Below are 12005 nucleotides of genomic sequence, written 5' to 3' on the forward strand. Positions count from 1 at the left end.
ATTGCACGCGGACATGGCTCGCCGCGCAGGCGTCAATGTCCGGCGGGCATCGCTCAATTTTTGCGCGCGGCGTAGTCGCCGATGGGCGGCTGCGCCACCGACGTGCGCCGCACCTCCACCCATATCGGCTTGCGTCCCAGCCGTGCATTGAAAAGGCTGTTGAACGTCGCCGGATCGGGGGCCGGGGAATCGAGCGCCTCGCCATATTGCCGCCGTACTGCGGCGGAATCATACCCCATCGCATTCAGCAGGGTCGGGAAGATGCGATAGTGGCTCGATGCGTCGAAATGGCGCTTTGCGGCGGCATCCCAACGATCCGATGTGCCGATGATCGCAAGCGGCACCGACCCTTCTTCGCTGGCAGGCGATGGGCTGCAATGCGTCGTCGTTCCCGAATCGCCGCGTTCATGCAAATTCTGTCCATGGTCGGACGTGTAGATAATCAGCGCGCCATCGAGCCGGGCCTGGGCGAACAATTTGTCGAAGAAGCCGCCGACCGTCCACCCCACCGTGTTGCGGTAGCTATTGCGATAAAGGCGCCAGCTTTCCGCGCCGCTGTACAGATTTTCCGGAAGCCGTGTTTCGGTCACCACGGCGGCTTCGTTGCGAGGAAGGGCAGGGCTGAAAATACGGGCGTGCTCGGGATATTTATCGGCCACGGGAAAATGCGCGCCCATCTTGTTGACCAGAATGAACTCGCGCTTCCCGTTATTGAGCGCCGCGATCACCGCGGCCGCCGCAGCCATATCGCGATCGACGACGGCTATATCGCCGAACTGGACAAAGCGGTCGATGTGGCGCCGCTCGGCATCATCCATGCCATTTTGATTGGCGCCGCCCGACCTTTGCGCATCGATGTAAATCGTCGTAAATCCAGCATGTTTCGCATAGCTGAAGATCGAGGGCATAACGGCATTGACCCGTTGATAGGCGTTGCGCGTCCCGCCGTATCGAAGCGTCAAATTGCTCCCGAAGCTACAATTGGTGATCGAGGCAGCGAGCCCGAAATTGCTGACCACGATCCCGGGAGGCGGAGAGGAAAGACCGGACCGAACCCCCGCGATATCGTTGATATCGAGATAGCGGCCCGCGATGCTTTCATCGATGATCAACACGATGTCGCGCTGTTCGGGCATCCGGGCGAAGACCATTGTCACAGGTTGGCGAGACAAGGACGGCATCGATGCGGCCTCGAACGCGGCAAGCGCCGAATAGGCCGTTCCAACCCACGCGTTCGGCAATCCGCGACCGCCTTCGCCGCCGCGGATGAACAAAAGAATGGTCAGAATCGCGAGACCCGCAAAGGGCGCGAGCGCCGCCGCGACCGCAGACAAGCGCGTTTCCGCGCGTGGCTTCAGTCCCAACCCGAGGAACAGGGAAAAGGCCCCTGCAGAGGCCCATGCGATCGAAGCACCATATTGCGCAATCGCGTCGTCGGCGAACCCCGCAGAGTAGATCATCGTAACGAACGCGTCGTAGCTCATCGCATCGGCCGTCGCGTTCTGAAAGCTGCCGACCAGAATCGCTGCCAGCCCGAGCACCACGGCCCAGCCCCACCGCAGAAGTGACGAACGGATGAAGGCTGCGCTCCACAGGCAGGCGATCAGGCCGCCATACACGCCGATATATATGAGGAGCGGCGGCGAGGCTCCCAGCATATCGATCCGCGCAACGACCTCGGGAAGCTCAAAGGCGAGCCCGAATCCCAGCAGGGCCGTTTTGATCAGCATATTGGAGCTAGGCAAGGGCCGTGCCCGCATCGCGTATCCTTCGCCATCGGGAAGTCGGTGCCGGACCAGTGATGACGTGACCGGTGCGTCCGATGCCGATAGAGTGCCTTTCTGAATTTTTGGCAAATTGCTCGCCGCCGCGACAGCCGCCTGAAGCAGATTTGTAACCGGCCGGTACATCTTCCGTAGCGTAAACTGTTGCTATTTAGTCACGAATTGCCCGAAAATAGGCTGTCGCGCGTGCGTGTGCGTTGACGCGGCAGGGTGGTGCGTTACAGCGGCCGGTCACTACCGGGCATCTCCCGTAAAAGCCTTAGGGCTCGCCTTGGTGGTTTTGGAGAGAGAGACATCATCATGACTTTGCGCAACATCTTGTTGGGCGCCACCATGTTGTGCGCCGCAACCACCCCTGTCTATGCCTTCGCCCAGGACGCAGCCCCTGCCGCCGACACGACGGACACGGCTGACGTTACAGACTATGGCAACGACATCATCGTTACCGCCAGCAAGCGCTCGCAAACGCTGCAGGATACGCCGGTGGCCGTTTCGGTTACCTCGGCGGCGCAGCTCGAAGAATCGCAGATCCGCGACCTGATCGACCTCCAGTCGTCGGTCCCCAGCCTGCGCGTGTCGCAGCTGCAGTCGAGCGCGAACACCAACTTCATCATCCGCGGCTTCGGCAACGGTGCCAATAACGCCGGGATCGAACCCTCGGTCGGCGTGTTCATCGACGGCGTCTATCGTTCGCGCTCGGCCGCCCAGATCGGCGACCTTCCGAACGTCGAGCGCATCGAAGTTCTGCGCGGTCCGCAATCGACCCTGTTCGGCAAGAACGCATCTGCCGGCGTCATCAGCATCGTCACCCAAAAGCCGCAGTATGAATTCGGCGGTTCGGCCGAAGTCAGCTATGGCAATTTCAACGCCATCACTGTCAAGGGCGACGTCACCGGCCCGATCGCCGAAAATGTCGCCTTCTCGATCGGCGGCAGCTTCAACCGCCGTGACGGCTATGCGCAGGATCTGAAACTCGACACCGACGTCAACGACCGCAACCGTTGGGGCGTCCGCGGCCAGCTTCTGTTCGAACCGACCGACGCCCTGTCGATCCGCCTGATCGGCGATTACGACAAGATCGATGAAAATTGCTGCATCGCGGGCAATGTTATCGCCGGCCCGACCGTTGCGATCACCAACGCGCTTGCCGGTGGACCCAGCGTCGATGCCAACAACCCGTTCTCCTACGACGTTTACAACAACTTCCTGTCGACGAACGAGATCGAAAATTACGGCGGCTCGGCGCAGATCGACTATGATCTGGGCAACCTCGCGCTGACCTCGATCACCGCGTACCGCAAGGTGCAGGCCGACACGAACCAGGATTCGGATTTCACCGGCGCCGATCTGATCGGTGAAAAGAGCGACAATGTCGGGATCGACACTTTCACGCAGGAATTCCGCGTGACGTCCGACTTCGACGGCCCGCTGAACTTCCTGCTCGGCGGTTATTATTTCAACGAAAAGGTCGATCAGCAGAGCGCGATCAGGTTCGGCAACGATTTCCGCCCCTATGGCAACGCGCTTATCCAGGCGGCAAGCGGCGGCGCGCTGAATGTCGATCTGCTCGAAGGCACGCTCGGCGCGCTCGAAGGCAATCCGGCGAAATATCTGGGCAGCTTCTTCAAAGCCGGCACCGGACTCGACGAAGACTATCAGATGAAGAACGAGGCCTTCTCGGTCTTCGGCACGGTCGATTTCGAGGTCACTGATCGCCTGACCCTCAGCCTTGGCGGCAACTACACCAAGGACCGCAAGCGTTTCTCGACAAATGTGGTCAGCAGCGACGTGTTCTCGGGTATCAACCTCAATGCGCCGCAATATGCGCCGTTCCGCAACCAATTGCTGCTCGGCGGTGCGTTGCAGCAGGCGGGCGTCAATCCGAACAATCCGGCTGCCGTGAACGCTTTCGCGACGAACCCGGCAACTGCGCCGATCTTTCAACAGTTCGTGGCCTTCGCCAACGCCAATCAGAACAATCCCGCGGCGAACCCGCTCAACGGGCTGAAGGCGTTCCAGTTCCTGCCGCCCTTCCTCAACGTTCCGAACGCGGTCGAAAGCGGCAAGACCAACGACGGCGATTTCTCGTACAGCGTTCGCGCTGCTTATGAGCTCACCGATACGGTCAATGTCTATGCGACCTATGCGACAGGCTTCAAGGCAAGCTCGATTAACCTGTCGCGTGACAGCCGTCCGACCGCAGCCGACCTCCCGGCTATCATTTCGGGGGGCCTTGGTCTTCCGAACCTCACATCGGGCTCGCGCTTCGCGGCCCCGGAAGAATCGACCGTTTACGAGTTCGGTCTGAAGGGCCAGTGGGACGTCGCGGCGGTTAACATTGCGGTGTTCAAACAGTCGATCAAAGGCTTCCAGTCGAACGTCTTCACCGGCACCGGCTTCGCGCTGGCGAACGCCGGCAAGCAGTCGACCTTCGGTATCGAGTTCGACGGTTCGGTGCGCCCTGTCGCCGGGCTCAACCTGACGCTGGCTGCAACCTATCTCGACGCCAAGTACGACAGCTTCATCAATTCGGCGTTCGGCGACATCTCGGGCTCGACCCCGGCCGGTATCCCCGATCTGTCCTTGTCGATGGGCGCGACTTACACCCACGAGTTCGCGGGTGGCACCAAGGCGATCGCGCACGTCGACTATGCGTATGAAAGCCCGGTCCAGATCGTCGAAGGTCTGGGCGGCTTCCCGGCCAGCGTCGCGCAGAATCTGAAGCGTGAAGTCAACTCGCTCAACGCGTCGTTCACGATCCGGCTGACCAACGGCCTCGACGTCGGCGTGTGGGGCCGCAACCTCACCAACGCGCAGTATCTGACGACGATCTTCCCGGCGGTTGCGCAGGCAGGCAGCGTCTCGGGCTATCCGAGCCAGCCGCGCACCTATGGCGGCACCGTTCGCTTCAAATTCTGATCATGGCGGCCGGGGCGATCAAACGCCCCGGCCAACCACGACAGCAGGCAAAAAGAAACCCCGGCCTCTCAATCGAGAGGCCGGGGTTTTTTGTTGGCGTTGCCGCCGGTAGGATTTAGAACTTCACGCCCGCTGCGATGCCATAGCGGCGCGGTTCGAGGGTGAAGATGTTGGTGTAGTTACCCGACGACTGGTCCGTGATGTACAGGCCAGTGACGCTGTTGGCGTCGAAGACGTTCTGGATGAAGCCGCGGACGTACCATTTGTCGTCTGCGCCGTTCAATTGCACCTGGGCATTGACCTGGGCATAGCCCTTGATGCGGTTCACATTGCCGTTGAAGATGCTGCCATAGCTTTCGCCGGTATAGGCCAGATCAACGCGGGGAACGAGGGTCATGTCGCCCTGGCCCAGCCGCGCCGTATATTGGGCGCCCGCGCTGAACTTGTAGTTGGGAGCTTGCGGCAACTGGTTGCCCTTGATGTTGACATTAACGCCAGCGGAGAAATATTCGATCCCGCCGAAGTTAGCCGGCGTCAGGCCTGCGGCGGCGAACGCTCCTCCTGCTGCGGCTTCCATGACCGAGCAGATGCTGAACGCACCCGTCGAAGCGATGCCGCCGTCGGACGGGAAGGCTGTCGTCGGGCGCAGACCCGCTCCACCCTGGACGCCGGGCACGAAGCCCCCGTTGATGACCTGTTGGACGCCGTTCACGAAAGCATTGACGCCGGCGACGTTGCCTGTCCGTGAGCCCACCGCGCAGTTCGCGGCGTTGGTGATGTCCTTGATGATCACTGCATCGCTGCGGCCGCCACCAAAGTCACGCGGGTTGCTCGTCAACTTGTCCTCGGAGACTTTGCTGTGCAGGTAGCTGAAGCCCAGATTGACTACGACGTCGGGATCGGGCCGCACAATGGCCTCAGCCTCGAAGCCATAGATATTGGCGCTGACATTGTCGTTGACCGCCGTACGGGCAACGATCTTGCTGAGCTGAAGATCCTTATATTTATAATAGAAGGCCGTCAGGTTCAGTTGGAGCGCGCCGTTGCCGAAGCTGTTCTTCGAGCCGATTTCAAAAGCATCAACCTGTTCGGATTTGAACGATTCAGCTACCGCGAAGATCGGCTGCAGCGGCGGGTTGATGCCTCCCGATTTGTAACCACGCGAGTAAGAGGCGTAGATCAGGTTGTCGTCGGTGACCTTGAAGTCCAGCACGGCGCGGCCGGTCAGCTTGTTGAACTTGACGGTGCGCTGTTGAAAAAGCTGATTGCCCGGTGTGCCGGGATCGGCGTCAAACGATCCGACGAAGGGCGAGTCAAATACCGTTCCACTTCCGCCGTGGGGAGCAAGGAAAGCGGCAAGCGTAGACCGTGCGATAACGGTCTTCTTGTCGTTGTTGTAGCGAAGGCCAGCAGTCAGTTTCAGCCGGTCGCTGAACTCGAAATAGGCTTCGCCGAACAGGCCGTATGATTTGATTTTCAGGTCGTCAGTGTTGTTGCGAAAGAAAGGCGTCGCCAGGAACGACGGGGGCAGCGCTCCCCCAGCTGCGGTGAAAGCGCCGAGCACCCCGGCCAGATAATCGATTGGGAAGGCGTTCACATAATAGCTGTTCTCGGTCAGGTGATAATCGGCATAGATGCCGCCGACCAAGAAGTTGAACGGCCCGTCGAGGTCGCTCGACAATATGCCTTCAACCGACCAGCTGCTGTTATACTGGTTCGACCTGTCGAACTGCAGCGACTGGTCGCTACAGATCTTGTTGCCGCCGAAGCTGCCATAGCCCGTTTCTTCCGCCAGCGACGTGCAAAGCTGCCCGTTCGGTCCATTGGGGATGATCGCAGCAGCGACCGGGGCAAAATAGGCTTGAAGCCCGGGCCCGAAGGCTCCGCTCGCGGCCGCCTGCAGGTTCGCCAGGCCGGTGCCATAGAGCGCGCGGTTGCCGACGTTGCTGTTATAGTCCTGCGACGCGTCGAGCTTCACCTTCTGATATTGGCCGGAAACCTGCAGCGACACCGGGCCGAAATTATGCTCGATCTGCGCCTGCAGCGTCAATTCGCTGGTGAAGTAGCTCGGCGTGTAGGCCGTGTTGACCGTTCGCGGATCGCCCGGGATCGTCGTGTTGGCATAGACATCGGGGCCGTAGAGGCTGCCCAGCGAGAAATCGAGACCAGCCGGGTTTGTCGGAGTCACCGTGCCATTGGGAATGCCGCGGATTGCCAGAAATTCTTTGGACGTCAGCGCCGCGGTAAAGGTGGCATTGCCGTTGAACGGCGAATTGTCGAGGCGGCTGTTCAAGCAGCCGAGAATGCCGGTCGGGTCGCGCTGGCACAGCTGTTTCTGAATACGCGTGCGTTTGTCTTTCTCGTGGAAATAGGACGCCAGCAGGTCGATCGTGGTGTCGGGCGTCGGCTCCCAACGCAGCGAACCGCGAACCGAATAGAGGTCGCGGTCGTCGATACGGGTGTTGAGGAAGGCGTTCTTCGTATAGCCGTCGCGGTTCAGGTAGATGCCCGCGACGCGGAAGGCCATGGTGTCGCCGATGGGAATATTTACCATCGCTTTGCCCTTCATGGACTCATAATTTCCATATTCGGCTTCGGCGGCAGCTTCGAACGCCCCCAATTTGGGCTTGGCAGTGATGACGTTGACCACGCCCGACGTCGCGTTGCGACCAAACAGCGTGCCTTGCGGCCCGCGCAGCACTTCGACGCGTTCAAGGTCATAGAATTCGGTTTCGAACAGGCGGGTCGAAAACAGCGGGTCGCCGTTGAGGTGAATTGCGGTCGCGCTGTCGCAGGTCGTGCCGACGCAAAGGTCGCCGATGCCGCGAATGGTAAAGCTGGCGCCGGTGAAATTGGTCTTGGTGAAAGTGACGTTGGGCAGTGTCAGTTGAAGATCCGACGGCGTCTTGATCTGCTGCGCTTCGAGAGCCTCGGTCGAGAAGGCGCTGACCGCGATCGGCACGTCTTGCAGACGTTCCGACTGGCGCTGCGCGGTGACGACGATTTCGCCGCCAAAAGCATCGCGTTCCACTTCATCTGCCGCGTCCTGCGCAAAGGCCGGTGTCGCCACCGCCATTGCAAGGATCGAGGTTCCGATCAGTGCCTTGAACTTCATCTATAGCCTCCCTTTTTCGAACCCGCAGATGCGGGATCGCCCAAATCAAAAATTGGTAAGGGGAGGGGAAACGACCAGACATGGCAAAAGGCATCCGGCCAAAACGGCCCGGTGCCTGTGAGTATCCCACTTGCCAGCTGTGCTGGTCATCGTCCTCTCCCACCGGCATCGGGGAAAACGCCGGCCTCTCCGGAATACGACCCGCTTGAGCGAGTTCTGTATGCCGCAAAGGTGCGCCGAGTTGACGCGAGCGTCAAGTCACTTGTTTGGCCTAAAAAAGGACGCGAAACCGCGCGTCTCCGAACAAGCAAAAAGCCTGATTTCCGCAACGTAAACTTCGTCGGAGGGCATAAATTCTTCTTGTCCGGCCCTTGCTTATCGAGTCATTGACGCCGAAATGTGCGACATGATGGCAACAGTGAAAGCAGGGCGATGAGCGACAACAGGACCGAGTTGGGACCCGACGGCAAGGTGGTCGTTCCGGACCATGTCGCGGACGCCGTGCGGACGCTGATCGAATGGGCGGGTGACGATCCGGCGCGCGAAGGGCTGCTCGACACGCCGCGCCGCGTCGCGCGTGCGTGGAAGGAATATTGCTCGGGCTATGCCGACGATCCGGCGATCCATCTGTCGCGCACCTTCGAAGAGGTTGGCGGTTATGACGAGATCGTGCTGCTCCGCGACATTCCGTTCCAGTCGCATTGCGAACATCATATGGCGCCGATCACGGGCAAGGCGTCGATCGCCTATCTGCCGCGCGACCGCGTCGTCGGCATCTCGAAGCTTGCGCGCGTGCTCAACGGCTATGCACGGCGGCTGCAGGTGCAGGAACGGCTGACCGCCGACGTCGCGCGCTGCATCTGGGATAATCTCCACCCGCATGGCGTGGCGGTCGTGATCGATGCGCAGCATGGCTGCATGACCGGGCGCGGGGTGCGTACGCCGGGCGTCGGGATGGTGACGAGCCGGCTGCTCGGCTGCTTCCTCGACGATCAGCGCAGCCGCAAGGAAGTGCTGAGCCTGATGGGCTATTGAGGGTGGGCGGCCTCAGCGCCGCCACATCCGCAGCAGCTGATACTGGACCGCCTGAAGCCGCGTGAAATTCGCGGGATCCATCTTGCCGCCCTCAAGCGCCGCGACTTCGTTCAATTCGTACATCAGATTTCGGTGCGCGACATCGGGGATCAGGCTCTGGATGAAGGTGATCGCGACAAGCCGCTCGCCGCGCGTCACCGGCTCGACCTCGTGCAGCGTGTGCGATGGATAGACGACCGCGACGCCGGGCGCTTCCTTGAAACGCAGGTCGGCATTGCCGAGCTGCACATGCAGCGCGCCGCCGTCATAGTCCGCCGGATCGGTCAGGAAGACGGTGCAGCTGACGTCGGTGCGCAGCTGGCCGTCGGGAAGGGGGATATAGGCGGCGTCGGGGTGCAGCCCATAATGCATGCCGGGCGAGTAGCGCGTCAGCAGCGGCGGTGCGATGCGCGCCGGGAAGGAAAACGCCATGAAATCGGGATTCTGCACCATCGCATCGAGCAGGATTTTCGACGAGCGTTCATAGGCACCCGCATCATGAAGCTGGAGGTTGTTCTTCACCTTCGAATGCGGGTTGCTGATCTTTCCATCGACGAAGGTGCCGCTGACGGCAATCTCGCGTAGCGCGCGAACGGCATTGGTATCGAGCAGCTGGACGAGCTTGAACATTATGCGCTTTCCTGGTCGCCGTGGATCGGCAGGTCGCCGAGGCTTGTATAGCGCGTGGCGAGCGCTTCAACCCACGCGATCGCTTCGGCAATGGCGGGGGCGTGTTCGGCGGCTGCCTGCGCCTGCAATTCGCGGCGCAGGTCGGGGCTGTAGCCATGCTCGGGCGCCTTCGAATATTGGCGCATGACGGGGCCGGCGAGCGCGGTATCGATCCTTGCCGTATCGATGGAGAGGCCGAAATGCGCGCACTGCGCGGCGAGTGCGGCCGAAGGGTCGGCCAACACGCGTTCGAAATCGACCCACAGGTGCCGCGGATCGGCGGCTGGCAAGGTCCGCTGCGCGGTCGTCATCTCGCAGAGCCAGCTCATCGCGATGCGCGTCGCGGGCGGCAGCTGCCACAATGCGAAGGGGAAATCGGGAAGCAGGGCGGCAAGCCGCGCCATACGCGCTGGCGCCTGCGCCAGCGTCTCAGCCATCGACGCCTCGCCCGCCAGGATCGTCTCGATATAGCGGGGCAGGGGGATATGGAGAAACAGCGCGCGGCCATCGGTTCGGATCAGGTCGTCGGCGATCGCGGTGATGACGCTCGACGCCTTCACCATTGCGTTCTGCTCAGGGCCGAACCCGCGTCCCAGCCAGCCGAGCGTTTGTGCCATCCGCTGCCGATAGAGCGCAGGCGACCAGACCGATTCCGGCCGTTCAACCCGCTCGGCGACCTGTGCCAGCGTGCGGAGCAACATCGGTTCGCGCAGCGGCAAGATATCGCCCACCTCGGCGAGCAGGCGCGACACGAGTGTCGAGCCGACATGCCCGATGTGAAAGATGAAATGGGGGAAGCACGCCGCTGCGCCAAGGTCGGGCAGCGCATCCCACGCCATCCACTCGCGCCCGATGCGATCGGTCAGCAGTCGTTGGTCGAGGAAACTCGCGGCGCGATAATCGGCCTCGCTGACCAGCGCGATCAGTACCCGGTCGTTGGCAAGGTCCGCCATATGCGGCAGCAGGCTGGCATCGGCGGCAAAGCGGCGCTGGAAGGGATCGTCGGCCATCCTCGCCGCCATAGGAAAGCGCGACGCATAAGAAAAGGGCCGCGCTCCCTTGCGGAAACGCGGCCCTTTTCAAAAGGCTTTCGCCGGAGGAAGCTTAAGCTTCTTCTTCGGCTTCGTCCGCAGCAGCTTCGGGAGCGATTTCCGAAGGCGGCGTTGCGTCTTCGAATTCGTCTTCGCTGTCGGGTTCCAGAGCCGTCGCAACCGCTTCAGCCTGTTCTTCCTCGAACATCGCCGCGATAACGTCGATGCCCTGCTTCTGCATTTCGGCTTCGTCGGGCGAACGCGCGACGTTGACGCCCACAGTCACGATGACTTCAGGGTGCAGCTTGACCTTGACGTCGACCAGGCCGAGCGCCTTGATCGGGCGTTCGAGTTCGACCATCGACTTGCCGATGCCTTCGATGCCGTCTTCGGCCAGCGCATCGACGATGTCACGGACCGAAACCGAACCATAAAGCTGGCCGGTGTTCGATGCCTGACGGATCAGGACGATCTGCTTGCCGTTGATGCCGCTGGCGCGGCCTTCGGCGTCGGTACGACGTTCGGCGTTATCGGCCTCGATCTTGCCGCGGTTCGCTTCGAACAGCTTGCGGTTGGCGTCGTTCGCGCGCAGCGCCTTGTTGTTGGGCAACAGGAAGTTGCGGGCAAAGCCGTTCTTGACGTTGACGACATCGCCGATGCCGCCGAGTTTCTCGATGCGTTCGAGCAGGATGATTTCCATCGGACCAGCCCTCCTTACTTCACAATGTAGGGGAGCAGGCCGATGTGGCGCGAGCGCTTGATCGCTTTCGCCAGCTCACGCTGCTTCTTGGTGGACACCGCGGTGATCCGCGACGGGACGATCTTGCCACGCTCCGACAGGTAACCCTGGAGCAGGCGGACGTCCTTGTAATCGATGACCGGTGCGTCCTTCGCAGTGAAGGGGCAGGTCTTGCGGCGGCGGAAAAAGGGTCGTGCCATGATCTTTATCCTTATTCTTCGCCGTCGCGGTCACGACCGCCACGGCCGCCACGACGTTCCTGCTTGCGCATCATGACCGACGGACCCTTTTCGAGTTCGTCGACCTTGATGGTGAGCCAGCGGATGATATCTTCGTTGATCGCAGCCTGACGCTCGATCTCTGCAATGGCTTCGCCTGCGACTTCAGCCGACAACATCACATAATGACCCTTGCGGTTCTTCTGGATCTTGTAGGCGAGCTGCTTCAGGCCCCAGGTCTCGGTCTTGTGAACCGTGCCCTTATATTCGCCGATGACGTTGGTGACGGTTTCCGCCAGCGCGTCAACCTGAGCTTGGCTCAGGTCCTGACGCGCGATAAAAACATGCTCGTAAAACGGCATGGTGCGCTTCCTTCGATTTGGCCGATCGCTGGTCCCGCGCCAATCGCGAAACCCCTCCGGCTGTCGTCTCTGCCCTGCGAATTGTGCAAAGCAA

At 61.1% G+C, this 12005-nt stretch carries 9 protein-coding genes; 2 read left to right on the forward strand and 7 right to left on the reverse strand.

Annotated features, from left to right (window positions below; translation table 11 throughout):
• Positions 1-53: 53 nt before the first annotated feature.
• Positions 54-1730, reverse strand: a complete 1677-nt coding sequence (locus AC3A43_RS00480; protein ID WP_487790589.1) for a sulfatase-like hydrolase/transferase — start codon at positions 1728-1730, stop codon at positions 54-56.
• A gap of 354 nt (positions 1731-2084) precedes the next feature.
• Here AC3A43_RS00480 and AC3A43_RS00485 point away from each other — a divergent pair, with 354 nt between their 5' ends.
• The gene (locus AC3A43_RS00485) at positions 2085-4703 is read left to right on the forward strand and encodes a TonB-dependent receptor (RefSeq protein WP_487790590.1); all 2619 of its coding nucleotides are present in this window, start codon (positions 2085-2087) and stop codon (positions 4701-4703) included.
• A gap of 115 nt (positions 4704-4818) precedes the next feature.
• Here AC3A43_RS00485 and AC3A43_RS00490 read toward each other — a convergent pair whose 3' ends face one another.
• Positions 4819-7818 carry a TonB-dependent receptor gene (locus AC3A43_RS00490; protein ID WP_487790591.1) on the reverse strand — a complete coding sequence of 1000 codons (3000 nt, stop codon included), beginning with the start codon at positions 7816-7818 and terminating at the stop codon, positions 4819-4821.
• A gap of 432 nt (positions 7819-8250) precedes the next feature.
• Between AC3A43_RS00490 and folE the strand changes: the two genes are divergently transcribed.
• Positions 8251-8853, forward strand: a complete 603-nt coding sequence (folE, locus tag AC3A43_RS00495; protein ID WP_487790592.1) for a GTP cyclohydrolase I FolE — start codon at positions 8251-8253, stop codon at positions 8851-8853.
• Between the two features lie 12 nt (positions 8854-8865).
• Here the strand turns inward: folE and AC3A43_RS00500 are convergent, their stop codons facing one another.
• The 5 genes from AC3A43_RS00500 to rpsF all read right to left on the reverse strand — a co-directional run bounded on the left by AC3A43_RS00500 (position 8866) and on the right by rpsF (position 11911).
• Complete coding sequence (locus AC3A43_RS00500; RefSeq protein WP_487790593.1) at positions 8866-9522, reverse strand: Fe2+-dependent dioxygenase; 657 nt, start codon at positions 9520-9522, stop codon at positions 8866-8868.
• Positions 9522-10571, reverse strand: coding sequence for a hypothetical protein (locus AC3A43_RS00505; protein ID WP_487790594.1), 1050 nt, complete (start codon positions 10569-10571; stop codon positions 9522-9524). Before AC3A43_RS00505 ends, AC3A43_RS00500 begins: the two co-directional genes overlap by 1 nt.
• 94 nt (positions 10572-10665) lie before the next feature.
• On the reverse strand, positions 10666-11292 hold the full coding sequence (gene rplI, locus AC3A43_RS00510) for a 50S ribosomal protein L9 (RefSeq protein WP_487790595.1): 627 nt from the start codon (positions 11290-11292) through the stop codon (positions 10666-10668).
• Positions 11293-11306: 14 nt separating this feature from the next.
• Complete coding sequence (gene rpsR / locus AC3A43_RS00515) at positions 11307-11531, reverse strand: 30S ribosomal protein S18 (protein WP_056346852.1); 225 nt, start codon at positions 11529-11531, stop codon at positions 11307-11309.
• An 11-nt stretch (positions 11532-11542) separates the two neighbouring features.
• Positions 11543-11911 carry a 30S ribosomal protein S6 gene (rpsF, locus tag AC3A43_RS00520; protein ID WP_447756257.1) on the reverse strand — a complete coding sequence of 123 codons (369 nt, stop codon included), beginning with the start codon at positions 11909-11911 and terminating at the stop codon, positions 11543-11545.
• Positions 11912-12005 lie beyond the last annotated feature (94 nt).

The sequence above is a fragment of the Sphingopyxis sp. Soil_C_28 genome, assembly GCF_057657055.1.